The following is a 26,608-nucleotide window of genomic DNA, read 5'->3' as shown; positions in this document are numbered from 1 at the left end:
CATCTTTCACGGACTTTTTCATCGATGCAAACACGACACACGCCGCTCGTTTCCACGACGCTCGGTACGGCGCGCGAACTCGTCAGCTTTCATTTCGGTGCGGAACGAAGCGGCGAGAAGGTCTACGTCCAGGCCTCGCTGCATGCCGACGAAACCCCCGCGATGCTCACGGCGTGGCAACTGAAAAAGCGTCTGCTGCAACTCGAAGGGGAAGGGCGCTTGCGTGGCGAGGTCGTCCTCGTGCCGGTGGCGAATCCTGTCGGCTTGTCGCAGCATGTGCTCGGGCAATTCCTTGGCCGCTTCGAGGCGAATAGCGGCCACAACTTCAACCGCGGTTTTCCGATGCCGCCCGCGCAGGCGTTGATCGAACGTATCGGCATGGCGTGGTCGAGCAGCGACGCCGCATACAACGCGCGCCTCTTGCGTCGCGCCGTGCGGGACATGCTCGGCGAAATGCGCGCGAAGAACGAGTTCGAGTCGCTGCGGCTGACGCTGCTGACGCTCGCATCCGATGCCGACATCGTGCTCGATCTGCATTGTTCGCTCGAAGCCACGATGCATCTCTACACGAGCCCAGCAAGCTGGCCCGCGCTGGAACCGCTTGCACATTATCTCGGCGCGAACGGCGTGCTGCTCGCAACGGATTCGGGCGGGCAGTCGTTCGACGAAATCCACGCGCTCTTGTGGAACGAAGTCCGTGCATTGCTCGGCGGCGACGTGCCGCTCGGTGGGCCGAACATCGCGGCGACGGTGGAGCATCGCGGGCAGCGCGACGTGAGCTACGAGACGGCGCAACACGATGCGGATGCCATCGTTGACTTTCTGATCGCGCGCGGCGTGATCGAAGGCGAGGCGCGCGCGTTGCCGCCGCTCGTACTCGGCGCGACGCCGCTTGCGGGCAGCGAGCAATTGATTGCGCCGGTGAGCGGCATCGTCGTGTATCGCGCGTCGGTCGGGGCGAGGTTGAAGGCTGGCGACGCGGTGTTCGATATCGTCGATCCACTGACGGATGCCGTGACCACGATCGCGACGAAAAACGATGGCGTGTTTTATATGCGGCGTGCGATCCGTTTCGCGCAGGCCGGTGCACCGATGGGGCGGGTGACGGGGCAGATGGCGTTCAGGACGGGGGTGTTGATCGGGGCATGAGGTGGGTTAGTGCAAGAGCGTGTGGTTGACGTGCCTCGCCCAATCCGGAAATTCGCGGCGATAAAGAAGATGCAGGCCTTCGCTGAATGTCGCGGCTTCGAGACCGTTCACTGATGCCAGTAGCGACAGTGCAGACGCCGTATAAAACGACACATGGCCGTTGCGAGGCATGCAATACCACCACTGCCCGATATCATCGCGCAAATTGCTTTGAGGAACGAACAGCGTACTGAAGAGGATTGCGCCGTTGCCGTCGATAAGCCTTGCCAGTGTATCGACGAGTCTAAGCGGTTCGACGTGATGCTCGAAGACTTCGAATGCAAGCACGACGCCGTATCGGTCGATCAGTGACGTATGGTCGGACGCTTCGCCAAAGGGATCGTACGAGCGTATTCGTTCGAACCCGCGAAGCCGAAGTGGCTGTTCGAGAATCCCTGTCCGGCGCCGTAATCGAGAAGCTTTTCCTGCGCGAGGCCGGGAAAATACTCGGCGATCATCCGTGCGTTGGCATTTGGCCGCGCGAAGGTGTAGTCGGGATCTTGCCGTTCGTAAGCCGCGTTATAGATGTGTTCGCTGAAGTCGTTTGGCGTCCAGTCGTCGAAGGCGGGCGCGTGGATAAATCCGCATTGCTCGCAACGATAGTAGTAGATCGATGTGCCGAAATACGGATCGACTTTATATCCATCCAGATGATCCGCGCCACCGCGCGAGAAGTCGGCGAGTCCACACAGGGCGCTCGGTTTCGCGCAGCATTTGCATGTCGAGTAAGGCGCAGCCTTATTCATGCCGTCGAACAACATCGTCGTATCAGATGAAAGCGGGCGCGCATTTCAACATGCCGCGAATGGGCACATAACGGCAAGCGGCTGCGGACTCGAAGCCCGCAGCCCAAAGCTTCTTACCGCGCGTCACTCACCGTCTGATTCAACGTCTGCCCCGCGATCACCGTGTTCTTCAACACGATGTCATGCACGTTGTACGCATAGATCGGCCCGGGCGTTGCCGCCGTCGCCGGTCCGGCCGCAACGGGCGTGCCGAAATCGCAATCGGTGATGGTCACCCCGGTGATGGCCGGAATGGCCGGCACCGGCGCGGGGCCGTTGTAATCGAACGCGACCGGTCCTTGCGCGACGATCGCCTGAAAACACGATCCCGTCGCGCCGTTCGCCGTGACGTTGCTCGCCTTCACGTTGGAAATGTTCACGTTCTGCACGAGGGCGGGACGCGTGCGGATGGCGTCTTTCGACGGCTGATAATCGCAATCGAAGGTGATGATGCCGCCCTGCGCCGCCGATGGATTCGCCGCGCTGGCCGTCGCCACGCCGAGCGGCACGGTCGCGTTGATCGGACTGCCCGCGAGCAGGCTGCTGCCGTAACCGGACGGCGTGAGGCTGACGCCGTTGGGCAAGGTCACGTTATCGACGTAGAAGTCCTTCACGAAGCCGCCGCGATTCATGTTCGTCTTCACGCGAATCGCAATGTTCAGCGAGTTGGTCGCCCAGAACTTGTTGAGCATCTGCAGATTGCGCGCATAGATTTTCTGCACGCCGCCGCCCATTTCGCTGCCTAGCGTGATGCCGCCGTGGCCGCTGTTCATCGTGCAGTTTTGAATGACGTGGTTTTGCGCCGGGCCGTATTGCGTGTCGAGATCCTTGCCCGACTTGATGGCGATGCAGTCGTCGCCCGTGTTGAACACGACGCTTTCGCACAGGACCATGTCGCAGGCGTCGGGGTCGAAGCCATCGTTGTTCGGACCGATGCTGTCCACCGTCACGCTGCGCATCACCACGTTCTTGCAGTCGGTCGGATGATGCTGCCAGAACGGCGTATTGATGGTGCGGTAGCTCTCCATCAACACGTTCGTGCAACCGATGAATTCCACCATGCAAGGCCGCAGATAATGCCCGAGACCGAAGATGCGCTTCTCGATGGCGACACCCGCCTCGGACAGCGCGGGCAGATAGTTCTGGTCCTGCTGCCACGGCGTGGCGGGGTTGGTGAGTTCGGCATAGAGCGTATCGGAGATGCCGGGCGCGGCGGTTTTGAGATCGACGTTCTTCGAGTTGCTCGACGCTTGTGACGGCGTCGACGAACTGACGCAGCCATACACGCCGTTATTGCCCTTCCACGTCCACCAGCTCGTCGCGGTGTTACCGCTGCCGGCAAAGGGCGTCATTGCCTGGCCATTGAGCACGGACGTATCGCCTTCGCCCGTGAGCGCGACGTTGGTCTGATTGCGCGCATAGACGGGCGGGCCGTAGTTGAGGCAATCGTTTGCCTGCCAGCGGCTGTAAAACAACTTGCCGTTCGGGCCGCAGTCGATCGGGCCGTCTTTCGCGTAATCGGCCGGGTTCGGGCTGAAGAAGATTTCGCAGTTCGCGCTCAGATGAAAGTCGACGTTCGATTGCAGCACGATCGGCCCCGCGCAATACCAGTTGCCCGCTGGCACGACGACGCGTCCGCCGCCCGCCGCGCTGCACGCCGCGATTGCCGCGAAGAAGGCGGGACGCGAATCGAACGAGCCGGGCGCTTGCGTCTGATCGGCGCCGCTGCTCAGGGGCGACTTCGTGGCATCCGTATAAGGATTCACCGCCGCCACGACAGCGCATGGCTTCGCGCCGTAATCGGTGACGAGGAACTGACGGCTCGGCACCATCGACGTCGATACAGCCTTGAGCGCATTGACGATTTGCGTGGCAGAGCCGGAAGGCCCCCAGATCGCGTCTTGCACGGTGGCGGGAGCTGAATCGTCATGGCCGCCGCAGGCGCTAAGAAGGCTCATTGCGCTGATTCCGCCGAAAAGTGGGGCGCTTACCGAGACGCCCGCGAGTTTGACGAAAGAACGTCGTGATAGTGAACCTGCTGACGGTTTTGGGGATTTCATTTGTTGTCTCCTGGATCCGGTCGGGGCCGGTTTTGTGGATTCGGTGAAGTCTTAGTACAACGGTTAACCGGATGCTTGCGCTGCAGCAAATGGATCGAGACGAAGCTTCGGGAAATCGTTTTCCTGACTTACGATATCGAAGTTGTCAGGCATTGGTCAAGTAAAGTCAGGCAGCGTCGGGTTGGGACTTTCCCGCATAGTGCGCAACCCGCCCCGGTGCCGGCGACGTTCGCCAATGACACTAAGATGTTCGCTCGCAGGGCAAACGCAACCGAACAGCGGCTCGATATTTCCGAAGAACGCCGGGCGAGAACCTTGCGACACTACCCAACACCCCGGCTGACACTTCCGCAACGTTTGGCAGCAAATACTGTATGCGTGTACAGTACTGTTCGCTGCAATACGCGCGTATCGAGCAATCGACGCGCCGCTGCAAGCGGCTCGTGACAGCCGTCCAACTCATTGAACCGGTTGAAAAATTGGCATCGAACAACGCAATCCGCATCCGCGGCGCTCGGCAACACAATCTCAAGAATCTCGATCTCGACCTGCACACCGGCCAGATGACGGTTGTCACCGGCCCTTCCGGTTCGGGTAAATCTAGTCTCGTGTTCGACACGCTTTATGCCGAAGGCCAGCGGCGCTATGTCGAAACCTTCAGCGCCTACGCCCGGCAGTTTCTCGACCGCATGGACCGGCCGCAGGTGGATCGCGTGGATGGAGTGCCGCCCGCCATCGCCATCGACCAGACGAACCCGGTGCGCAGCTCGCGCTCGACCGTCGGCACGATGACCGAACTGAACGATCACCTGAAACTGTTCTACGCCCGCGCCGCCGAACTGTTCGACAAGAAGTCCGCGCTGCGCGTGCGTCACGACACGCCGGAAACCATTTACGCCGAACTGCTCGAGCGCACGCGCACGGACGACCCGCGTCTCGCGATCACGTTCCCGGTCGAATTGCCGGACAGCGCAAGCGATGACGAAGTTGCTCAATGGCTTTCCGCGAGCGGCTATACGCGCGTTCAGGCGAAACGTCACATCGAAACCGAAAGCGGCAAGCGCCAGTTGCTCGACGTCGTCGCGGACCGTTTTCGCCTGCACAACACCGAACGCTCGCGCGCGCTCGAAGCGATCGAAAGCGCGCTCTTGCGCGGCACCGGTCGCGTGAATGTCTACATGCTGAAGGACGAAGGCGAGCCGGAAATCTGGCGCTTCTCGACCGGTCTGCATAGCCCCGAAAGCGATCTGCGTTACGCGGACCCGCAGCCCGCGCTGTTCTCGTTCAATTCGGCCTACGGCGCGTGCGAAGCGTGCCGTGGTTTCGGCCGCGTGATCGGCGTGGATTTCGGCCTCGTCATTCCCGATGAAAAGAAGACGCTGCGCGAGGGCGCGATCAAGACGCTGCAAACGCCCGCGTGGAAAGAAAATCAGGACGATCTCGTGCGCTATGGCGCGAAGGCGGGCATTCGTCTCGGCGTGCCATGGAACGAACTCACGCAGAAGGAACGCGACTGGGTCATCCACGGATCGCCCGACTGGACCGGCAAGTGGCAGAACCAGTGGTACGGCGTGCAGCGCTTCTTCGACTATCTAGAGTCGAAGGCGTACAAGATGCATATCCGCGTGCTGCTCTCGAAGTACCGCAGCTATACGACGTGCCCGACATGCGACGGCGCGCGTCTGAAGACCGAATCCATGCTGTGGCGTCTCGGCACGAAGGAGCAGGCCGATGCCGTGCTCGCGCCGGCCAGTCGCTTCATGCCGAAGGGCGTCGACTGGACACGCGAGCAACTCGAAGCGCTGCCCGGTCTCACCGTGCACGATCTCATGCTGATGCCGATAGAGCGCATCCGCCGCTTCTTCGATTCGCTCACGCTGCCCTCGACCTTGCTCGATGAAGCACTCAAGCTCTTGCACGCCGAGGTGCGCACGCGTCTGAAGTATCTCTGCGATGTCGGGCTCGGCTATCTCACGCTGGACCGGCAGAGCCGCACGCTGTCGGGCGGCGAAGTGCAGCGTATCAATCTGACGACCGCGCTCGGCACTTCGCTCGTCAATACGCTTTTCGTGCTGGATGAACCGAGCATCGGGCTGCATCCGCGCGATTTGAACCGCATCGTCGAGGCCATGCATCGTCTGCGCGATGCGGGCAATACGCTCGTCGTCGTGGAGCACGATCCGTCGGTGATGCTTGCGGCGGATCGTCTCATCGACATGGGTCCGGGGCCGGGTGAACGCGGCGGGCAGATCGTCTATGACGGCACGCCGGGCGATATCGAGTCGAGCGACACGCTCACCGGCGCCTATCTCGGCGGCCGCAAGCAAGTGGCGCACGCGTCGAACTGGAATCGTCGCGCGACCGACGCGAAGACGCCGCGTCTCGTGCTCGAAGGCGCGAGCGATCACAACCTGCAAGACGTCACGGTCGAGATTCCGTTGCAACGTCTCGTCTGCGTGACAGGCGTATCGGGTTCGGGCAAATCGACCTTGATTCAGGACGTGCTCGCGCCCGCGCTCATGCGTCACTTCGGCAAGGCGACCGAGACGCCGGGCGCGTTTCGCGCGTTGAAGGGCGCGGAGCAACTGAGCGATGTGGTCTTCGTCGATCAATCGCCTATCGGCCGCACGGCGCGCTCGAATCCGGCGAGTTACGTCGGCGCGTTCGACGAGTTGCGCAAGCTCTTTGCGAAAGCGCCGCTTGCCGCACAGCGCGGCTATAGCGCAAGCATGTTCAGTTTCAATTCCGGCGATGGCCGCTGCCCGACTTGCGGCGGCTCGGGCTTCGAACATGTCGAAATGCAGTTTCTGAGCGACGTCTATCTGCGGTGTCCCGATTGCGACGGCAGGCGTTATCGCGCGGAAATCCTCGACGTGAAGATCGAGCGCGGCGGCCGGCATCTGAGCGTGGCGGACGTGCTCGAACTCACGGTGAGCGAAGCCGTCGAGCTGTTTGCGAATGATGCGGAAGTATTGCGCGTGTTGCAGCCTATCGTCGATGTCGGCCTCGAATACGTGAAGCTCGGTCAGCCGGTGCCCACGCTTTCGGGCGGCGAAGCGCAGCGCCTGAAGCTCGCGGGTTTTCTGGCGGAAACCGCGTCGCCCGCGAGCAAGAGCGAAGCGAAGCACGGCCGCCTCTTCATGTTCGACGAGCCCACCACGGGACTGCATTTCGACGACATCGCCAAGCTCATGCGTGCGCTCGGCCGTTTGCTCGAACGCGGGCATTCCTTGATCGTCATCGAACACAATCTCGACGTGATTCGCGCGGCCGACTGGATCATCGATCTCGGTCCGGAAGGTGGCGACGGCGGCGGTCAGGTGGTATGTGTCGGCACGCCGGATGAAGTGGCCGCGTGCGAGCATTCGCACACGGGTCGCGCGCTCGTCGATTATGAAGAAGCGATGGCGCCCGGCGCCGCCGACAAGCGCGCGGGCGTGCCGCTGCAACTGGCCGCGGAAGTGGCGAGCGCGCGCCGTGCTCTGCAGGGCGAGGACGTGGTGCGTATCGTGAATGCGCGCGAACACAACCTGAAGTCGCTCGATGTCGATATCCCGCATAACAAGTTCAACGTGGTCACGGGCGTGTCGGGCTCGGGCAAATCGACGCTCGCCTTCGACATTCTTTTCCACGAAGGTCAGCGCCGTTACCTCGAATCGCTCAATGCGTATGCGCGTTCCATCGTGCAGCCCGCAGGCCGGCCGGAAGTCGATGCGGTCTATGGCATTCCGCCGACCGTGGCAATCGAACAGCGTCTCTCGCGCGGCGGCCGCAAGAGCACGGTCGCGACCACGTCGGAAGTCTGGCACTTCCTTCGGCTGCTCTATGTGAAGCTCGGCATACAGCACTGCGTCAACGACGGCACGCCGGTGCAGGCGCAAAGTTCGGAGTCGATAGCCGCGCAGATTTTGCGCGACTACAAGGGTCAGCACGTCGGCCTGCTCGCGCCGCTCGTCGTGAATCGCAAGGGCGTCTACACCGATCTCGCGAAATGGGCAAAGGCGCGCGGCAACTCGCATCTGCGTGTGGATGGCGAATTCCTCTCCGTCGATCCGTGGCCGAAGCTCGATCGTTTCCGCGAACATACGATCGAACTGCCCGTGGCGGACCTCGTGGTATCGGCGGATAACGAAGCGGAACTGCGCCGCCTGCTGGACGATGCGCTCGAACTCGGCAAGGGCGTGATGCATTTGTGCGCGCCGCTCGACGATCTGCACGGCGCGTTGTCCAATGGCAAGAAGCGCGGCAAGGAAGAGACCATCGTGTTCTCGACCAAGCGCGCATGTCCCAGTTGCGGCACGAGTTACCCCGAACTCGATCCGCGTATGTTTTCGTACAACAGCAAGCACGGTTGGTGCAACACATGCGTGGGCACGGGCGTGAAACTCACGCGCGAACAGCGCGCCGCATTCGACGATACGGTCTTCGCGCAGGACGATCGCGGCCGCGAACAGAGCATCGGTTCGGTGGATCAGGAACCGGACGATGTCGTCGATCAACCGTGTCCCGAGTGCGAAGGCACGCGTCTGAACGACGTGGCGCGCGCCGTCACGTTCGGCAATTATCCGATCACGGAGGTCGGTCGCTGGACCGTGACGGACACGCGCGAATGGATCGCGGCGCTCAAGCTGCAAGGCCGCGATGCGGACATTGCGCGCGATGTCATCAGCGAGATCGAAGGGCGTCTGCAATTTCTCGAGGAAGTGGGCCTCGGTTATCTGAGTTTGGATCGCGCCGCGCCCACGCTGTCGGGCGGCGAAGCGCAGCGCATCCGGCTCGCGGCGCAGCTTGGCAGCAACCTGCAAGGCGTGTGTTACGTGCTCGATGAACCGACCATCGGACTGCATCCGCGTGACAATCTGATCCTGCTGTCCGCGCTCAAGAAGCTCAACGACAAGGGCAATACGCTCGTCGTCGTCGAGCACGACGAGGACACCATTCGCCGCGCGGATCACATCATCGATATCGGGCCGGGCGCGGGCAAGCGCGGCGGCACGGTGGTCGCGCAGGGCACGGTGTCGGACCTCGCCGCGCACAAGGACTCGCTCACGGGTCAGATGCTCGCGAACCCGATCGTGCATCCGTTGCAGCCGCGTCGCGAAGTGCGCGCGGCCGCGGGCAAGCGGCCCGCCGTGCCCGAGCAATGGCTCACGGTCGAAAAGGCGACGCTGCACAATCTGCGCAACGTGACGGCGAGCGTGCCGCTCAATCGTCTGGTCGCCATCACGGGCGTTTCCGGTTCGGGCAAGTCCACGCTCGCACGCGACGTGCTGATGACCAACCTGCTCGATGCCGTCGGCCGCTCGGTGCTTTCGTCGCCCGCCGTGCGGCGCGCGCGCCGCGCCGTGCAGACCGATGCGCCCGCGAAGTCGCGCGCTTCCGTGCTGGCACGCGAAGCGCCGCGCCCCAAGTTCGATGTCGTGCACGCGTGGCAAGGCTGCGCGGGCGTGACCGGCTTCGAGTCGATCGATCGCGTGCTGGAAGTGGATCAGACGCCCATCGGCAAGACGCCGCGTTCGTGTCCGGCTACGTATATCGGCATGTGGGACACCATCCGCAAGCTTTTCGCCGATACGCTCGAAGCCCGCGCGCGCGGCTACACGCCATCGCGTTTCTCGTTCAACACCGGCGACGGACGCTGCCCGGCGTGCGAAGGCCAGGGCGTGCGCACTATCGCCATGAGCTTCTTGCCGGACGTAAAGGTGCCGTGCGATGTTTGCCACGGCCAGCGCTTCAATCCGGAGACGCTTGCGGTGACTTGGCGCGGCAAGAATATCGGCGAAGTGCTGACCATGGAGATCGACGAAGCCGTGGAGTTCTTCGCGTCGATGAACAGCATTGCGCATCCGTTGCAGTTGATGAAGGACGTGGGCCTCGGTTATCTCACGCTCGGCCAGCCGTCGCCGACGCTCTCGGGCGGCGAGGCGCAGCGCATCAAACTCGTCACCGAGTTGTCGAAGGTGCGCGACGACATCACGCGGCGTGGCCAGAAGCCGCCGCACACGCTCTACGTGCTCGACGAACCGACGGTCGGTCTGCATATGGCCGATGTCGCCAAGCTGATTCGCGTGCTGCATCGGCTGGTGGATGGCGGGCATAGCGTGATCGTCATCGAGCACGATCTCGATGTGATCGCCGAAGCGGACTGGGTGCTCGATCTCGGACCCGAAGGCGGCGTGAACGGCGGCACGATCGTCGCGGCGGCGGACCCGGAAACGCTGGCGAGCCATCCGCGCAGTCACACCGGAACGGCGCTGCGGCCCGTGCTCGGTCGAACGCGCGCGACGGAAGACGCGGCCTGAAAATCGCGATCTGACGCGGGCTTGCAGTCAAGCCCGCGCCGTCGCATTGGGTGGAGCAATCATGTCTCAAGCCATTTCGGATCTGAACACGCTGCTCGCTTCGATGCGTCCCGAGCTTCAGCCCGGCGTCTATGTGTTCGCGTCCCTGCCGCACGATGCGGTGGTGAGCGGCGCGGGCATCGTCGCCACGTTCCGTGAACGCGAAGGCATGACCGTCGTGATGGAGGAAGCGGCGGCGCAAGCGGCCAACATCGCGCCGTTGTTTCGCGCCGCGTGGATCACGCTCACGGTGCATTCGGACCTCGCCGCGGTCGGGCTGACGGCTGCGTTCGCGCGTGCGCTCGGCGACGCGGGCATCAGTTGCAATGTGCTTGCGGCGGCTTATCACGATCACATCTTCGTGCCGGTGGACCATGCCGGGCGCGCAATCGACACCCTCTTAGCCTTGCAGCGAAGTGCTGATAAGCTTGCGCCCTCGTCAAACCCGCCAACTCGATAGCACAGCATGGATACGCAGGATAAAGCCGTCGCGCTCAAGCGCATGAAGTGGTTCGCAGCCGCGCTGCTCGTCGCGGCGGGCGCGCTTTTCGCGCTCGCCAAAAGTCAGCACGATGCCGGCGCGTGGGCGTGGGTCTCGTCGTTCGCGGAAGCCGCGATGGTCGGCGCGCTCGCGGACTGGTTCGCGGTTGTCGCGCTGTTCCGGCATCCGCTCGGCGTACCGATTCCGCATACCGCCATCCTTCCCGCGAACAAGGCGCGGGTGGCGGACAACCTCGCCGCATTCGTGCGCGACCGCTTTCTCGGCACCGATGCGCTCGTCGCGCGCGTCAACGCCTTCGACCCGGCAAGCCGCCTGTCGCTCTGGCTCGCCGAGCCCAAGAACGCCGCGTTGCTCGGCAACAAGGCAGTGACGGCGGTCGGTCAGTTGCTGTCCCTGATCGACGACGAGCGTGTCAAGTCGATGCTCCACGAAGCCATCCGCCGCCGCGCCGAGCAATTCGATCTCGCGGGCGCGGCGGGCGAAGTACTGTCGACGCTGACGGAGGATCGCCGTCATCAGTTGCTGCTCGACGAAGGCCTGAAGCAGATGGCCGCGTGGCTCGACAAGCCCGAAGTGCAGGAGATGCTGGCGGCGCGCATCGTCGGCGTGGCGGGCGAGGAGTATCCGAAGCTCATCGGCATGCTGGGTTTCGTCGGACTGAACGCGGAGGAACTCGGCGCGAAGTTCGCGACAGGTCTCGTGCGCGGCGCGAATCAATGGCTGCACGATGTCAGCGAGGACCCGGAACACGAGCGTCGCAAGGCTTTTGACGAAGCGGTCGCGCGCTTCATCGAGCGTCTGAGGAGCGATCCGGCGTTCAAGTCACGTATCGACGACCACAAGCGCGAGTGGCTTGCGCGGCCGGAGTTGCGCGGCTACGTGAGCGGCCTTTGGGACGAGTTCATCGGCTGGCTCGACGCCGATCTCAAGCGCCCGGACTCGACGCTGCACGCGCGCGTCGTGGCGGTGGCCGGCAGCTTTGCGCAGGCGCTGGGCGGCGATCCGGCCTTGCGCGATTCGATCAACGAACACATGCGCGACGCGCTGAAAGCGCTTGCGCCGGAGTTGCGCGAGGGGATCGCGAAACACATCGCCGCGACCGTCAAGCAATGGGACGACGCCACGCTCGTGCGCGATGTCGAGCTGAATATCGGCCGCGATCTGCAGTTCATTCGCGTGAACGGCACGCTCGTGGGCGGCGCGGTCGGGCTGCTAATTCATGCGGTAACGGTTCTTACGGCCTGACGCTTTATCGCCGCTCCACGCTCAGACGCCCGGCGGAGCGCCTGCCGCCGGCGTCATCGATGGTCACGGACAAGCCGGAAGTCAGCGCTATTTCCAGCAATGCGTTGCGGTTCGCGTCGGCGTTCGCGGCGGTCCGCACGCGCCACTCCATGCCGTCGGGTGTCTGGAGCACGTAGCTCGGCTGGTCGCCGGCGCAGTTGGCATCGATCAAGCGCGTGACATTGCCCGTTTTCGTGCCGGCATGACGTTCGTCACCACAATGAAAACTGGGACTGCCCGCGCGCGGCAGGCCGACCGCGACGCCTGTTACGACGGAATTGACGTCTGCGGTGATACTGACCGGCAACCCCCACGCCAGCGCGCGGACCAACATGTGGTGGCGGTGAGGGCAGATCTTCGCGTTCATTTGCACGCAATATTGGCGGCCGTCCCACGCGCGCAAAAGGTAATTGACTCGATCGAGCATGTCGTAATCGATTATGCGAGTGAGAAAGCCGGTACGCGTTTCGGTCAGCCTGAGACTGAAACAGATCAGCGGCGGCGTTTCTTCGGCGAGATAAGTGCCGATTGAAAGGCCGGTGACATAATGATATTCATTGCCATATACGGTAAGTGGCAGGCCGGCACCCACTGCCATTATCATTAACCCGAGTTTTTCAGCGTCCGGTCGCCGTTCCAGACGAGCGTGATAACGCGCGCCGTCCACGCTTTTTAGAACGATCCCGAGCGTGTCGCAGGTTTCGGTATCGATTATCTCTTCGATGAAACCTGTACGCGGCGTATTGCCGAGCGGCTCGGCCGTGCACTCGATATTCGGACCGAAGCGCCGTGAGCCGATCGAAACGCCCGTGACGTAATAATCCGCGCTGGCGCGAATAGTCACCGGCAAGCCCGATCTGAACGCCATGAGCATCAGCATATGGCGATTGCGGTTATCATCCGGCGTCATTTGCGCGCAATAATGCGAACCGTCGGGGCAGCGCAGAATATAGCCGAAGGTTCCGAGGCTGTCGGCATCGTCTATCTGCACGATGAGTCCGGTCCTGACGTCGTTCAGCAGGTTCCATTTGAAGAGCGAGGTCTCGGATAACCGCGTGTGTTTCAAGCCTACGGAAACGACGTCAATAAATCGTTGGCAATTAGCATTGATCGATACCGGCAAGCCAAGCGCCATTGAAAGCTGCAGTAATGCGTTTCGGTAGGGGTGATCGAGTTTATTCAATAACGCGCAATAATGTGTGTTCTCGCGGGTTTTAAGCACGTAGGTAACGCAATCAGAATCCGCATTATCGATCGACCGGATAATCGAGCCGCTTCGGGTATCCATGAGAAGGGACTCGGCCTGCCCATTGATCAGCGCATTTCTTGGTTTTCGGAATCGCATGACTGCCTCGAGAGCGGGCGGTTGTGAAATGATCGGCTTTTGGAAGCGCAAACGGGAAACTAAACCAAATAAGCGTGTAGACGCGTCACCGCAATTTCATTGCGATGCCGTATCGGCTAGAACGAAGGTTTCTAAAGAGAGTAAGAAGTGACACGAATTTAGATAAACAAATTTTCGGCGTCAATTATGGTTTCGCCTTTTTTCGGGGGGTGTGCATGGGTGGGTAATCATTTGCAGATGCATTTGAAGACAAGTTGAATATCACTCGACTGAAATCCTGCTTTTTCGCATCTATCGCGTTTAAAAGACGCCGAACAAAGCACGCAGTCGCGAAGAATTAGCGCTGCAGCATTGCGCGAGCCGGGAGAGAATGCGAACTTGCACGCGCCAGCGGCCCTTCCGGAAGCTCATGCCCAATTCAAACACCGAACTCATCGAGCGGTTCTACCGCGCCTTTCAGGAGCGCGACGCCGAGGGGATGGCCGCGTGTTACGCGCCCGACATCCGCTTTCAGGACCCCGCGTTCGGCCTGCTGCACGGCCGTGAGGTCGGCGACATGTGGCGCATGTTGCTCGGCCGCGCGGCGGATTTCTCGCTGACGGTGGATGAAATCCGCTCGATCGGGCAGACCGCGAGCGCCGTCGCCATCGCGCGTTATACCTATTCGGCCACGGGCCGGCCGGTCGTCAATCGTATCGAGTCGCGCTTTGCTATCCGCGATGGCTTCATCGTCGAACACATCGACACCTTCGATCTCTGGCGCTGGAGCCGTCAGGCGCTCGGCGCGAGCGGTTTGCTGCTCGGCTGGACACCGCGAATGCGCGCGACGATCCAGAAGAAGGCGCGGCGCGCGCTCAGCGATTATCGGAACAAGGCGGCGACATGACGCGTATCGAAGCGAATCGGGACGCGCCTTTCGACACCGCGCATCTGGAAGACGAATGGCTCGAACCGGATGCCTTCGGCGGCTTCGCGTCGGGCACCGTCGGCACGTTGCGCACGCGGCGCTATCAGGCGTTGCTGCTCGCCGCCACCGCGCCGCCCGCCGGGCGCGTCGTGCTGGTGAATGGCGTCGAGGCATGGCTCGATGTGAACGGAAAGCGTCACGCGCTCACGATGCAACGCTACGCGCCCGACGTGCTGTACCCGGACATCTCCGCCAGCCTCCGCTCCTTCGATACTTCGCCGTGGCCCACGTGGCGCTTTCGCATTGGCGACGAAACGGTGGCGAGCGCGGAAGTGTTCGTCGTGAAGGACAGCGGCGAGACGGTGCTGCGCTGGCGGCTCGAAACGCCCGTGCCGAAAGCCACGCTCGAAGTGCGGCCGCTTCTTTCGGGCCGCGACTATCACGCGCTGCATCACGAGAACGGCGCGTTTTCCTTCGATGCAACCGTCGACGTGGAGCGTGTGCATTGGCGTCCGTACGCCGATCTGCCGGCTATCGGCGCGACGTCGAACGGGGCTTATCGGCACGCGCCGGACTGGTATCGCAACTTTAGCTATGCGCGTGAGCGCGACCGCGGTCTCGATTTCACCGAAGACCTCGCCGCACCCGGCGTCTTCAGCTTCGATCTCGTACGCGGCGATGCGGTGCTGATCTTTCATGCCGACACCGGCCGCGAACAGGCGCACGAGGGCAATGCGGTAGCGCTTGCCACCCGACTCGCCACGCGAGAGAGCCAAAGGCGCGCCGCGTTCGGCTCGCGGCTCGCGCGTTCCGCCGACGCCTATATCGTGGATCGCAACGTTGGCAAGACGGTCATCGCGGGCTATCCGTGGTTCACCGACTGGGGCCGCGACACCTTCATCTCGATGCGCGGTCTTCTGCTCGCGGCGGGCCGTTACGCCGATGCCGAATCGATTCTGCTCGAATGGGCCGATACGCTCTCGGACGGCATGCTGCCCAACCGCTTCCCGGACGGCGGCGGCATGCCCGAATACAACTCGGTCGATGCCTCGCTGTGGTTCGCCGTGGCGGTGCACGATTACCTGGCGACGGGCCACGCCAGCGCCGCGACCGCGAGCCGCCTGCAACACGCGGTCGATTCCATTCTCGAAGGCTATACGCGCGGCACGCGCTTTGGCATCGCGGCGGACGCGGACGGTCTGTTGCGCGCGGGCGTCCCGGGCGTTCAGCTCACGTGGATGGACGCGAAGGCGGGCGACTGGGTGGTGACGCCGCGCATCGGCAAACCGGTGGAAGTCGAGGCGCTGTGGTTCAACGCGCTGTCGATAGCAAGCGCGTGGAATGCGCGCTGGACCGCGCCGCGCGACGCTGCGCGCGCGGCTTTCCTCGCGCGCTTCGTCGATCCCGACACACGCGCGCTGTACGATGTCGTCGATGCCGATCACGAAGCCGGCAAGCTCGATCGTTCGATCCGCCCGAATCAGATCTTTGCGCTGGGCGGTCTGCCTTTCGCGCTCGTCGATGGCGACATCGCTCAAGCCGTGCTCGCGCAAGTGGAAACCCAACTGCTGACACCACTCGGCTTGCGCACGCTCGCGCCGGCCGACCCGGCGTATCGTCCGCGTTACGCGGGTGGCGTGCTGGAACGCGACGGCGCCTATCATCAGGGAACCGTGTGGCCCTGGCTCATCGGGCCGTTCATCGAGGCGTGGATTCGCGTGCATGGCGCTGCGGGCGCGCGCGAGCGCTTCATTGCGCCGCTCGAAGCGCATCTGGACAGGTACGGTCTCGATCATCTGTCCGAAGTCGCCGACGGCGATGCACCCCATACGCCTGGCGGCACACCTTTCCAGGCGTGGTCGCTCGGCGAATTGCTGCGCATAGAAAAGCTTCTGACCGAAACACGCTAAATTACGAGTCTTGCCCGCGGCATCGAACGCCGCTCATCAGGAGAAATATCCATGCCGAAATCGCGCGCCGTCAATCAGATCGACACCGTCGAAGGCTCGCGTCTGCATTCGAGCGATTGCCCGCGCTGGCAACGCTGGGGACCGTATCTGAGCGAACGGCAATGGGGCACGGTGCGCGAGGATTACAGCGATAACGGCACCGCGTGGGATTACTTTCCGCACGATCACGCGCGCAGCCGGGCGTATCGCTGGGGCGAGGACGGCATCGCCGGATTCGGCGACGACAAGCTCAACTGGTGCGTCTCGCTCGCCTTGTGGAACGGCGCCGATCCGATCATCAAGGAACGGCTTTTCGGGCTCACCAACGAGCAGGGCAATCATGGCGAGGATGTGAAGGAGCTGTACTTTTACATCGACGGCACGCCGACGCACTCGTACATGCGCATGCTCTACAAGTATCCGCATGCGGCGTTTCCTTATTCCGATCTCATCGAGGAAAACGCGCGGCGCGGCGCGGACAAGCCCGAATACGAAGTGCTCGATACTGGCGTGTTCGACGATGGCCGCTACTTCGACGTGCAGGTGGAATACGCGAAGCACACGGCGGACGATATCGTCATGCGCGTGAAAGTGGAGAATCGCGCGGACTGCGCCGCTACCATCGACGTGATGCCGCAAATGTGGGCGCGCAATACGTGGTCGTGGAAGAAGGTGTCCGATAAACCCTCGCTGAAACTTCAGACGGTGAACGGCGTGACCTATGTCGCGGCGGAACACGGCGCACACGAACAGATGGTACTCACGGCATGGTCGCCGGATACGCCCGATGTCGAATGGCTCTTCTGCGAAAACGAGACCAACGTCAAGCGACTTTTCAACATGGAGGGTCCGGGTCCGTTCAAGGATGGCGTGAACGACTACATCGTCCAAAAGGACGAACACGCGATTCGCCGCGACACCGGCACGCGCGCGACGGCTCGCGCGCATCTCGAGATCGCTCCATTCGGGACGGCGACGGTGTTCATGCGCTGGCGTCCCGAATCCGCGCCCGACACCGTGCCGCTCGATGCCGACGCGCTCTTCGCGCGCCGTATCGCGGAAGCCGACGAATTCTACGGCGCGTTGCAGCACGACATCACCGACGCCGATCAGCGGCTCGTGCAGCGTCAGGCGCTCGCCGGCATGCTGTGGTCGAAGCAGTATTACCAATTCGACGTTACGCGCTGGCTCGACGGCGATCCGCTGCAACCTACGCCGCCGCAATCGCGCCGTCGCGGGCGCAATGCGGAGTGGCGGCATCTGTGCAACGCGGACATCGTGTCGATGCCCGACAAGTGGGAATATCCGTGGTACGCGTCGTGGGATCTCGCGTTCCATGCGGCCGCCTTCGCATTGATCGATCCGGAGTTCGCCAAACGCCAGATGCTGTTGCTCGTGAAGGACCGTTATCAGCATCCGAATGGCCAGTTGCCCGCCTACGAATGGGCTTTCGGCGACGCCAATCCGCCCGTGCACGCGTGGGCGACGTGGCGCGTCTACGAGATCGACCGCGCGATCACCGGCAAGGGCGACCGCGACTTCCTGGAACTCGTATTCCACAAGCTGCTGCTCAACTTCTCGTGGTGGGTCAACCGCAAGGACGCCGACGACCGCAACATCTTCCAGGGCGGCTTTCTCGGGCTGGATAACGTCGGCATCTTCGATCGCTCGTCGCCGCTGCCGACAGGCGGTCATATCGATCAGGCCGATGGCACCGCATGGATGGCCGCGTACGCGCTCGACCTCATGCGTATCGCGCTCGAACTGGCCTACGCGAACAAGGTGTTCGTGGATATCGCGGTAAAGTTCTTCGAGCACTTCCTGTATATCGCGGAAGCCGTGAGCTGCGAGGACGACTGCGACACGGGTTTGTGGGACGGCGAGGACGAGTTCTTCTACGACAAGCTGCGTCTGCCGGACGGCTCGAATGTACCGATGCGCGTGCGGTCCATCGTCGGGCTCATTCCCATGTTCGCCGTGCACGTGCTCGAACCGAACGTGCACAAGGCGCTGCCGGGACTGCGCGACCGGCTGCACTGGTTCCTCGAACATCGGCCGGATCTCGCGCGGCTCGTGTCGCGCTGGAATATCGCGGGGCAGGGCAATAGCGTGCTGCTGTCGCTGTTGCGCGGGCATCGCATGAAGGCGCTGCTCAGACGCATGCTCGACGAAAGCGAATTTCTCTCCGACCACGGCGTGCGCGCGCTGTCGCGGGTGCATCGCGACAATCCGTTCGTGTTCTATCACAACGGTGACAGCTTCTCGGTGCAGTATCTGCCGGCCGAGTCGAACTCGCGCGTGTTTGGCGGCAACTCGAACTGGCGCGGGCCGATCTGGATGCCGGTGAACTATCTGCTGATTGCGTCGCTGCACGAATTTCATCGCTATTACGGCGATGATTTTCGCGTGGAGTATCCGACCGGCTCGGGACAAAAGTTTTCGCTGAAACAGATCGCCGACGAACTCGCGCGCCGTCTGACCACGCTCTTCTTGCTCGACAAGAACGGCGAACGTCCGGTGATGGCGGCGTATCCGCAACTCCAGGCGGACCCGCGTTCGCGCGATCTCGTGTTGTTCCACGAATACTTTCACGGCGACAACGGACGCGGCGTGGGCGCATCGCATCAGACCGGCTGGAGCGGGCTCGTCGCGTTGCTGTTGCAGCCCTTGGCGATGGGACCGTCAGGCGTCGTGCCGCTCGCCGGCGAAACCGATGCCGAGGTGCAGGAGTTTGCCGGCGCCAAGTAACGGTCCGTCATCGTCGCTAAAAGTCAACCTCTGCCATCCGGCTGATAGTTAGGAAAAGTCGTATATCGCTTGCGTCTCCATCTGCGTAAGTTTGCGAAAACGCAAACTTGAGGACGGTTTGGAGATAAAAATGAAACAAACTACGCAAGGATATTCTGTCAGCGGCTACCAGACCGAATGGGGCGCCGCAACCCGCCAACGGACCGAAAATCAGGACAGTCCGCCCTACAAAATGGTCGTGGTGGTGTTCGCGGCGGCCATGCTGGGCGGCGCTTATGTGTCGGCCACGCTGCAAAGCATCGCGCTCGGCTGGATGGCGGGCGTCGGCATTCTGGGCGCGCTCGGCGCCGTCATTCACCGCTGGTGCACGGGTCCCGATGCGCTGGAGCGCCGCCTGAACGCACGCGCCCGCGCGCGTCACAACGCGGTGGCCCGGTGCGGCATCAACTTCGATCTCAAGCAGCAGCGCTCTGGCGGATTTCGTTCGCGGAACTCAGCAACACGGGAATGGACTTCGAAGTCGGCGTCCCGGCACCATCAGCAGTGGACGACAACGGCACTAGCGGGTTGGTCTCAGGATAGTATGCGCCCAGGCATCCACGAGGAATGTCGTACGCAACGAGGGTGAAGCCGTCCACCTGGCGCACGACATCGTCATCCCAGACACTCGTGATATCCACGAGGTCGCCCGGTTCGAAGCCGAGCATGTCGATATCCTCGCGGTTCGCAAAGAGCACACGCCGCTGTCCGTACACGCCACGATAGCGGTCGTCGAGTCCGTAGATCGTCGTGTTGTACTGATCGTGCGAGCGCGTGGTCATGAGCGTCATCAGGCGCGCGCCATGCAGGGCGCGGGCGCGGTGAATCGGCGTATCGACGGCAATGGCGTGCACGATGAACTGCGCCTTGCCGCTCGGCGTCTTCCAGACGCGCTCGCGTGAAGCCACGCCCAAATGAAAGCCGCCGGGTTGCTTCAACCGCTCGTTATAGCGCTCGAAGCCCTCGACCACTTTTTCTATGCCGTCGCGAATCAGCGCGTAGTCGTTCGCGTGCGCGAGCCAGTCCACCTTGCCCGAACCGAGCGTCGCATGCGCCATGCGCGCGACGATCGCCACCTCGGAAAGCAGATTCGGCGAAGCGGGCTTGTTCATGCCATACGAGATGTGGACCATGCTCATCGAGTCTTCCACGCTCACGCCTTGCGCCACGCCGTTCTGCATGTCGATCTCGGTACGGCCGAGCGTCGGCAGAATGAGCGCGTCGCGGCCATGCACGAGATGGCTGCGATTCAGCTTGGTCGTGATATGCACGGTGAGGTCGCACGAACGCATTGCTTCCCAGGTGCGCGGCGTGTCGGGCGTGGCGATCGAAAAATTGCCACCCAGCCCGATGAACACCTTCACGCGGCCTTCGAGCATCGCGTGAATGGATTCGACCACGTCGTAACCGTGCTCGCGCGGCGGCTCGAAGTCGTATGCCGCGCCGAGCTTGTCGAGAAACGCCTGCGTCGGCTTTTCCTCGATACCCACCGTACGATCTCCCTGCACGTTCGAATGGCCGCGCACCGGGCAAAGCCCCGCGCCGCGCCGGCCGATATTGCCGCGCATCATCATCAGGTTGGACAGCAACTGCACGATCGGCACTGAATTCTTGTGCTGCGTGAGGCCCATGCCCCACGTCGAGATGACGGCGCGGCCTTGCGCGTAGATATCGGCGAGCTTCAAGATTTCGTCGATGGCCACGCCCGATTCCGCGACGATCATCTCCCAGTTCTCGGCGCGCAAGTCGGCGGCGAAGCTGTCGAAGCCAACCGTGTGTTGCGCGATGAAATCGACATCGAGCACGCGGGCCTGGCCATTGGCGAGCGCGGCATCGTCGAGTTCGATCACGCGTTTCGCCACGCCCTTGATGAGCGCGAAGTCGCCACCCACTTTCGGGCGGATGAATACGGAGCTGATCTTCACGCCCTTGGGCGAAAGCATGTCGAGTGTGTGCTGCGGGCTCGCGAACCGTTCGAGGCCGCGTTCTTTCAGCGGATTGATCGACACGATGGTCGCGCCGCGTTTCGCGCAGTCGCGCAACTCGCCGAGCATGCGCGGATGATTGGTCGCCGGATTCTGACCGAAGAGCAGCAGCGTGTCGGCGTGTTCGAAGTCGTCGAGCGTCACCGTGCCCTTGCCGACGCCCACGGTATGCGGCAGGCCACGGCTCGTTGCCTCGTGGCACATGTTCGAGCAGTCGGGGAAATTGTTCGTGCCGACCATCCGCACGAAGAGCTGGTAAAGGAAAGCGGCTTCGTTGCTTGCGCGGCCGGACGTATAGAACGCGGCCTTGTCCGGATGGTCCAGCTTGTTGATGTGCGATGCGATCAACTCGAACGCCGCGTCCCATTCTATCGGCACATAACGGTCGCGCTTGGCGTCGTAGACAAGCGGGTCGGTCAGGCGGCCATGCTGTTCGAGTTCGTAGTCCGACTGCGCCATCAGCGAAGTCACCGTGTGCTCCTCGAAGAACGCGGGCGTGACGCGCTTCGCCGTGGCTTCGGCGGCAACGGCCTTGACGCCGTTTTCGCAGAATTCGAATGTCGATGCATGCGCCCGGTCCGGCCACGCGCACCCGGGGCAGTCGAAGCCATCCGGCTGATTCTGCTTGAAGAGCGTCCGGTAATTGCCGCCCGCGACCTTCTCCTTGACGAGATTGATAGCCACCTGTTTGAGCGCGCCCCAGCCTGCGGCGGGGTGCGTGTACGGTTCGATGCGAGCTTCGGGCTTCTTCATGGTGTGGCGTGTCGACGCACAGGACGATTCGATACGTCGATCCTACTGTTTCCCAAATGGCGCGCGGCGCACAGAAAACGTGAAATAGGAGGGATACAGTTGGTAGACTGAACGCCCTCCTTGTTTCGACACGACCGCCGCTGTGACCCTCTACGAAAAGCTCGCCGATGAGATCGAAGCCGCCGTGCGCCGTGGCGTGTTCGCGTCGGGCGAGCGCATTGCGTCGGTGCGGCAGGCGAGCCAGCAGCATGGCGTGAGCATCAAGACCGTGCTGCATGCCTATGCGTTGCTCGAAGGCCGCGGCGTGCTGGAAACGCGTCCGCAATCCGGCTATTTCGTGCGCGCCAGACCCAAGGCCGAAACGCCGCGTGACGAGACGAAGCGCCGCGCGCGTCCCGTGGCGGTGGCTTCCGAAGTAGACGTAAGCCGGCTCGTGCTCGCCACGCTGCGCAGCATCCGCGCGCACGACGCCGTGCCGTTCGGCTCGCCGTATCCCGATCCCGAGCCGTTCCCCTGGCGGCGCATCAACCAGTACGCGAACGCCATCGCGCGGCGGCACACGAGCTGGAATCTCATCGACGATCTGCCGCCCGGCAACCCCGAGCTCATCCGCCAGATCGCGCGGCGCTACGCGGAGAACGGCGTGAGCGTGGACCCGGCCGAAATCGTGATTACGGTCGGCGCAACGGAAGCGATCAATCTGAGTTTGCAGGCGGTCGCGAAGCCGGGCGATACCGTGGCCGTCGAGTCGCCAACGTATTACGCGATGCTGCACGCCATCGAGCGGCTCGGCATGCGCGCGATCGAGGTGCCGACGCATGCCGTCGATGGCATCGACATCGAGGCGCTGGCGCAGATCATCGGCAAAAGAAAGATTGCTGCTTGCATGGTGATGCCGAATTTTCAGAACCCGCTCGGCTTTCTGATGCCGGATGCGCGCAAGCGACAACTCGTCGAATTGCTGAGCGAGCACGAGATACCGGTGATCGAAAACGACGTGTATCACGAGCTCTATTTCGGCGATGCGCGGCCTACGACACTCAAAAGTTTCGATACCAAGGGGCTCGTGCTTCACTGCGCGTCGTTTTCGAAGAGTCTCACGGCGTCGTATCGAATCGGCTGGGCGATGCCGGGACGTTTTCGCGCGCAAGTCGAGAAGCTCAAGTTCCTCAACACGCTGACCACGCCTTCGGTGCCGCAAGTCGCCGTCGCCGATTATCTTCGTCAGGACGGTTACGACCGGCATCTGCGCGGCGTGCGCAAGCTCTATCAGCAACAGGCGCGCATCATGCGTGCGATGGTCGAGCGCTTCTTTCCGGCGGGCACGCGCACGTCCGCGCCACAGGGCGGTTATGTGCTTTGGGTCGAATTGCCGGAGCGCGTCGATTCGATGCAGCTTTATCGCGCGGCGCTCGAATGCGGTATTACGGTCGGGCCGGGCTATATGTTCTCGACGCGCAATGCCTTCAGCCACTTCATTCGCTTGAACTACAGCTATCCGTGGACCGCGCAGAGCGAGGCGGCGTTGCAGCGTTTGGGCGAACTCGTCGGCGAAATCGATCGGCGCGCGGCAGGAGACGACATAGAGAAGGAGACATAGATGAGCGATGACATCGATCCCATACTCGTCGCCGTTCTGGCGCAACTCTGGCGCGCGCGTCGGGAGAGCCCGGAGAAACCGTGGTCGCTTGCGAAGTTGGCGAAGCAGTCCGATTTGCCGATGAGCGCGTTGCGGCGGCAGCTTACCGGGCTCGCGGATGCGGGGCTGATCGAGATGACGATCACGGAAGAGGGCGCGGGAAGTGCGTGGTTGAGCGCCGAAGGGGTGACGTTGTGTGCGGCCGTGTTTGGGGCGGAAGGGTGAGGCGAACGCGGCGCTGGTCTTGTCAAAGCATCGAAATCCGTTCATCCTAGGTAGCCACGCTCAATCGGTGCTTCACCTTGGACATCCACATCACCCTGCACGGCCGTCACGACCTCACGGGCCAGATCTACGGCCAGTTGCGCGCGGGCATCATCGAAGGGCGGCTTGCCGCTCATGCGCGCCTGCCGTCCACGCGCGATCTCGCCGCGCAGCTCGGCGTGTCTCGCAAGACGACGCTCGATGTATTCGATCGCCTGATCGCCGAAGGTTTTCTTCGCACTCGCGCCGGCGATGGCACCTTCGTCGCCGATGGCTTTAGGCGTCTACCCGCCGCCCGCGCCGAGCCGACCTCGGCGCGCGCCCGCGCCACCGGCATCTGGCGCAAGATGCCCGAACGCATGTCGATGCCCATGCCGCCCGCCGACATCACGCTCGACTGCGATTTCAAGGGCGGCGTGACCGACAAGACGCTTTTCCCCTTCGATGCCTGGCGCCGCTGCGTCAACCAGGCGCTGCGCACGCAGGCGCGCACGGGCGGCGGCGTGGCGTCGTATCGCGATCCGGCCGGCGAGCAGGAGCTACGGCTCGGCATTGCGCGCTATCTGGCGTTCAGCCGCGCGGTGGTGTGCAACTGGCAGGACGTTCTCGTGACGCAAGGCGCGCAGCAGGCGCTCGATCTGCTCGCGCGCGTGGTGGTCCAGCCGGGCGATGTCGTCGCGATGGAAGAGCCGGGTTATCCGCCTGCGCGCGCCATCTTCTCGGCGCTGCACGCGCGCATTGCGCACGTTCCCGTCGATGAGCACGGGATCGTCGTGGACAAGTTGCCGCGCAATACACGGCTCGTCTACGTGACGCCGTCGAATCAGTTTCCGCTCGGCATGCCGATGAGTCTCGCGCGCCGGATCGAACTGCTCGAATGGGCGGCCAAACGCGGCGCGGTGATCGTCGAGGATGACTACGACGGCGAGTTTCGCTTCGAAGGGCGGCCGGTCGAGTCGCTGAAGAGCCTGGATCATGCAGGGTTGGTCGCGTATGTCGGCACGTTCTCGAAGACGCTTTTTCCGGATTTGCGGATTGGCTACGTGGTGCCGCCCGCGACGCTTTCCGAGCCGCTCTGGAACGCGCGGCAAGTTTGCGATCTGCACGGCTGCATGCTCACGCAGACAGCGCTCGGCGCCTTCATGCTGGATGGCGAATATGCGAAACATTTGCGCCGCATGCACAAGGCGTATGCGCAACGCCGTGCCGCGTTGATCGCGCATCTGACGGGCGCTCTCGCGCACTGGTTCGAGCCGATGCCATCGACGGCCGGCATCCATCTGGTCGCGCGGCTTTTAGAGCCGTGGCAGGAAGCGCGCGTGGTCGCGGCGGCGCGCGAGGCGCAAGTGGGGTTGTACGGCATCGCGCCGTTTTATGCGGGCAAGCCGCTCTTGCAAGGCGTGTTGCTTGGATATGGCGGGACGAGCGTCCCGGCTATCGAGCGTGGGTTGAAGCGGCTGGCGGGGGTTATGGCGGCGATGGGGGCGTAGGCGCTTGTTTGCGTATCGCGCGACGCGCTGTCGTCATGCAGACAACAGCGCGTGCGTTCACGTCATTGATCGCACAGCAACAACACCTTCTCCTGCGCGGTGCAACTTGCTTTCTTCATTTTTGGCGCGGCGCTATCCGTCGAACGCGCCGATACGGTCTGCGCGCCGCCTTGCGATTGCTGCGCGAGCGCCGCGCGCTTGGCGATGCACGACCGCAAATGCTTTTCAACCGGCGGATAGTATTTCCAGCCCTTCGTCAGCGGCGGCAGTTCGAGATGCACCTGTTTCCACTTCGGATGCCCGCTCGCCTGCAGCGTATCGAAGTTCGTGCAGAGCGAATCGGCGAATTTCGACATCGCGCCGACGGTGCCGCGCAGACCATAGTCATACGTCACGAGGAACGCCTTGACGGTGAGCGTTGGCGTGTCCTCCTGAATCCAGTTCGGATAGCTCGATGTGCGGATCGTCGCCGGGAAATACGTTTGTTTGGCGCGCGCGGTTTCAGGCGCGGCCGGGTCCAGACGCAACAGCTTGATCTGCTGCAGCAGTTCCGGGTTCATGTCCTGAAAGAGCTTGGCAGGCTGTCCCGCGACGATCACCGCGACGTCGATCTTGCGCACGATCAGCTTCGCGAGCGCGTCCTCGTTGCTATAGTGCTGCGCGTTCTGATCGGCGATAGGTTCGCCGAACATCAGCCGATACAGCGTCGCCGACGACTGCGCCGTGCCGCTTCCGAGCAGCCCGACGCTAATGTTCTTGTCCTTGATTTCCTGGATGTACTTGAGCGGCGAATCCGAACGCACGACGAAGTAAATCTCTTCGTCGTAAAGCGGCATGATGAGGCGCAGCGGCTTGATGATATTGCCGGCATCGGCGTTACCGGACGCGGCCATATCGACGTAAGCCTGATACACGTCCGACTGAACGAGTGCGAATTTCACGCCGGGTTCATAGCGCATGCGCTGCACGTTTTCCGCCGATCCTTTGGAAGAAAGCACTTCCAGTTCCATGCCGGCGGGGTCGGCCACGTACTTGGACAGGTCCTGACCGATCTGGATATACGTGCCGCGATCCGGCCCGGTAGTGATTTTGTAGGGCACGGCGTCGGCGGCGAAGCTCGTCCCCGTGACGCTTGCGAGACCGATTACGGCAAGGAGGGCGAGCGCACCTCGCGCGGCGTTCCGCATGATTTTCGTGGAGAACATGATTGACCCTCGATTCTTGAGTTGGACGGGTGCTGTGGAACACGCGCGATGCGAGAGCGTCGCATCGTGCGAAATCGGTTATGCGTTTCTGCGCGCGGGCTAGTTTTAGCCGATGCAGTTTGTT

At 62.7% G+C, this 26,608-nt stretch carries 16 protein-coding genes; 10 read left to right on the top strand and 6 right to left on the bottom strand.

Features of this window, described 5'->3' with window-relative positions; all coding sequences use genetic code 11:
• Positions 1-24 precede the first annotated feature (24 nt).
• Positions 25-1,149, top strand: a complete 1,125-nt coding sequence (locus NCR98_RS17785; protein WP_250526830.1) for a succinylglutamate desuccinylase/aspartoacylase family protein — start codon at positions 25-27, stop codon at positions 1,147-1,149.
• A gap of 6 nt (positions 1,150-1,155) precedes the next feature.
• Here the strand turns inward: NCR98_RS17785 and NCR98_RS17780 are convergent, their stop codons facing one another.
• The 3 genes from NCR98_RS17780 to NCR98_RS17770 all read right to left on the bottom strand — a co-directional run bounded on the left by NCR98_RS17780 (position 1,156) and on the right by NCR98_RS17770 (position 4,033).
• Entirely contained in the window at positions 1,156-1,542 is a 387-nt protein-coding gene (locus NCR98_RS17780) for a methyltransferase domain-containing protein (RefSeq protein ID WP_250526922.1), read from the bottom strand.
• Positions 1,494-1,934, bottom strand: a complete 441-nt coding sequence (locus NCR98_RS17775) for a hypothetical protein (protein WP_250526829.1) — start codon at positions 1,932-1,934, stop codon at positions 1,494-1,496. Before NCR98_RS17775 ends, NCR98_RS17780 begins: the two co-directional genes overlap by 49 nt.
• Positions 1,935-2,047: 113 nt before the next feature.
• Entirely contained in the window at positions 2,048-4,033 is a 1,986-nt protein-coding gene (locus NCR98_RS17770) for a glycoside hydrolase family 28 protein (RefSeq protein WP_250526828.1), read from the bottom strand.
• A 479-nt stretch (positions 4,034-4,512) separates the two neighbouring features.
• On the opposite strand from NCR98_RS17770, the gene uvrA reads away from it, so the two are divergent.
• From uvrA to NCR98_RS17755, 3 genes are all read left to right on the top strand, one after another.
• Complete coding sequence (gene uvrA, locus NCR98_RS17765; RefSeq protein ID WP_250526921.1) at positions 4,513-10,335, top strand: excinuclease ABC subunit UvrA; 5,823 nt, start codon at positions 4,513-4,515, stop codon at positions 10,333-10,335.
• Positions 10,336-10,396: 61 nt separating this feature from the next.
• Positions 10,397-10,834 (top strand): ACT domain-containing protein, encoded by a 438-nt coding sequence (locus NCR98_RS17760; protein ID WP_250467332.1) that lies wholly within the window; start codon positions 10,397-10,399, stop codon positions 10,832-10,834.
• Between the two features lie 6 nt (positions 10,835-10,840).
• Positions 10,841-12,121, top strand: a complete 1,281-nt coding sequence (locus NCR98_RS17755) for a DUF445 domain-containing protein (protein WP_250526827.1) — start codon at positions 10,841-10,843, stop codon at positions 12,119-12,121.
• Between the two features lie 4 nt (positions 12,122-12,125).
• Here NCR98_RS17755 and NCR98_RS17750 read toward each other — a convergent pair whose 3' ends face one another.
• A complete protein-coding gene (locus tag NCR98_RS17750; RefSeq protein WP_250526826.1) occupies positions 12,126-13,448 on the bottom strand; it encodes a hypothetical protein in 1,323 nt (440 codons plus the stop codon).
• A gap of 466 nt (positions 13,449-13,914) precedes the next feature.
• Between NCR98_RS17750 and NCR98_RS17745 the strand changes: the two genes are divergently transcribed.
• The 3 genes from NCR98_RS17745 to NCR98_RS17735 are packed head-to-tail and all read left to right on the top strand — an operon-like array spanning position 13,915 to position 19,109.
• Positions 13,915-14,391 carry a nuclear transport factor 2 family protein gene (locus NCR98_RS17745; protein WP_250493544.1) on the top strand — a complete coding sequence of 159 codons (477 nt, stop codon included), beginning with the start codon at positions 13,915-13,917 and terminating at the stop codon, positions 14,389-14,391.
• Positions 14,388-16,322, top strand: a complete 1,935-nt coding sequence (locus tag NCR98_RS17740) for an amylo-alpha-1,6-glucosidase (protein WP_250526825.1) — start codon at positions 14,388-14,390, stop codon at positions 16,320-16,322. Before NCR98_RS17745 ends, NCR98_RS17740 begins: the two co-directional genes overlap by 4 nt.
• 51 nt (positions 16,323-16,373) lie before the next feature.
• Positions 16,374-19,109, top strand: coding sequence for an MGH1-like glycoside hydrolase domain-containing protein (locus tag NCR98_RS17735; protein ID WP_250526824.1), 2,736 nt, complete (start codon positions 16,374-16,376; stop codon positions 19,107-19,109).
• Positions 19,110-19,564: 455 nt separating this feature from the next.
• Here the strand turns inward: NCR98_RS17735 and NCR98_RS17730 are convergent, their stop codons facing one another.
• A complete protein-coding gene (locus NCR98_RS17730) occupies positions 19,565-21,886 on the bottom strand; it encodes an FdhF/YdeP family oxidoreductase (RefSeq protein ID WP_250526823.1) in 2,322 nt (773 codons plus the stop codon).
• 142 nt (positions 21,887-22,028) lie between these two features.
• Between NCR98_RS17730 and NCR98_RS17725 the strand changes: the two genes are divergently transcribed.
• The 3 genes from NCR98_RS17725 (at position 22,029) to pdxR (ending at position 25,279) form a co-directional block, all read left to right on the top strand.
• Positions 22,029-23,486 carry an aminotransferase-like domain-containing protein gene (locus NCR98_RS17725; RefSeq protein ID WP_250526822.1) on the top strand — a complete coding sequence of 486 codons (1,458 nt, stop codon included), beginning with the start codon at positions 22,029-22,031 and terminating at the stop codon, positions 23,484-23,486.
• Complete coding sequence (locus NCR98_RS17720; RefSeq protein WP_244829417.1) at positions 23,487-23,750, top strand: helix-turn-helix domain-containing protein; 264 nt, start codon at positions 23,487-23,489, stop codon at positions 23,748-23,750.
• Positions 23,751-23,827: 77 nt separating this feature from the next.
• Positions 23,828-25,279 (top strand): MocR-like pyridoxine biosynthesis transcription factor PdxR, encoded by a 1,452-nt coding sequence (pdxR, locus tag NCR98_RS17715; RefSeq protein ID WP_250526821.1) that lies wholly within the window; start codon positions 23,828-23,830, stop codon positions 25,277-25,279.
• 62 nt (positions 25,280-25,341) lie between these two features.
• Here pdxR and NCR98_RS17710 read toward each other — a convergent pair whose 3' ends face one another.
• A complete protein-coding gene (locus tag NCR98_RS17710; RefSeq protein ID WP_250526820.1) occupies positions 25,342-26,484 on the bottom strand; it encodes a TAXI family TRAP transporter solute-binding subunit in 1,143 nt (380 codons plus the stop codon).
• Between the last annotated feature and the right edge of the window lie 124 nt (positions 26,485-26,608).

The organism is Caballeronia sp. GAWG2-1 (genome assembly GCF_023631405.1).
Classification (GTDB): domain Bacteria; phylum Pseudomonadota; class Gammaproteobacteria; order Burkholderiales; family Burkholderiaceae; genus Caballeronia.
Note: the sequence above shows the minus strand (reverse complement) of the source record. Positions and strands in the feature narration are given on the sequence as shown.

Excerpts from the sequence above, each read along its gene's own strand:
- NCR98_RS17710 (WP_250526820.1), bottom strand. The coding sequence starts at position 26,484 with ATGTTCTCCACGAAAATCATGCGGAACGCCGCGCGAGGTGCGCTCGCC.
- NCR98_RS17720 (WP_244829417.1), top strand. The coding sequence starts at position 23,487 with ATGAGCGATGACATCGATCCCATACTCGTCGCCGTTCTGGCGCAACTC.
- NCR98_RS17735 (WP_250526824.1), top strand. The coding sequence starts at position 16,374 with ATGCCGAAATCGCGCGCCGTCAATCAGATCGACACCGTCGAAGGCTCG.
- NCR98_RS17770 (WP_250526828.1), bottom strand. The coding sequence starts at position 4,033 with ATGAAATCCCCAAAACCGTCAGCAGGTTCACTATCACGACGTTCTTTC.
- NCR98_RS17755 (WP_250526827.1), top strand. The coding sequence starts at position 10,841 with ATGGATACGCAGGATAAAGCCGTCGCGCTCAAGCGCATGAAGTGGTTC.
- NCR98_RS17730 (WP_250526823.1), bottom strand. The coding sequence starts at position 21,886 with ATGAAGAAGCCCGAAGCTCGCATCGAACCGTACACGCACCCCGCCGCA.
- NCR98_RS17760 (WP_250467332.1), top strand. The coding sequence starts at position 10,397 with ATGTCTCAAGCCATTTCGGATCTGAACACGCTGCTCGCTTCGATGCGT.
- NCR98_RS17740 (WP_250526825.1), top strand. The coding sequence starts at position 14,388 with ATGACGCGTATCGAAGCGAATCGGGACGCGCCTTTCGACACCGCGCAT.
- NCR98_RS17785 (WP_250526830.1), top strand. The coding sequence starts at position 25 with ATGCAAACACGACACACGCCGCTCGTTTCCACGACGCTCGGTACGGCG.
- NCR98_RS17750 (WP_250526826.1), bottom strand. The coding sequence starts at position 13,448 with ATGGATACCCGAAGCGGCTCGATTATCCGGTCGATCGATAATGCGGAT.
- NCR98_RS17745 (WP_250493544.1), top strand. The coding sequence starts at position 13,915 with ATGCCCAATTCAAACACCGAACTCATCGAGCGGTTCTACCGCGCCTTT.
- NCR98_RS17775 (WP_250526829.1), bottom strand. The coding sequence starts at position 1,934 with ATGAATAAGGCTGCGCCTTACTCGACATGCAAATGCTGCGCGAAACCG.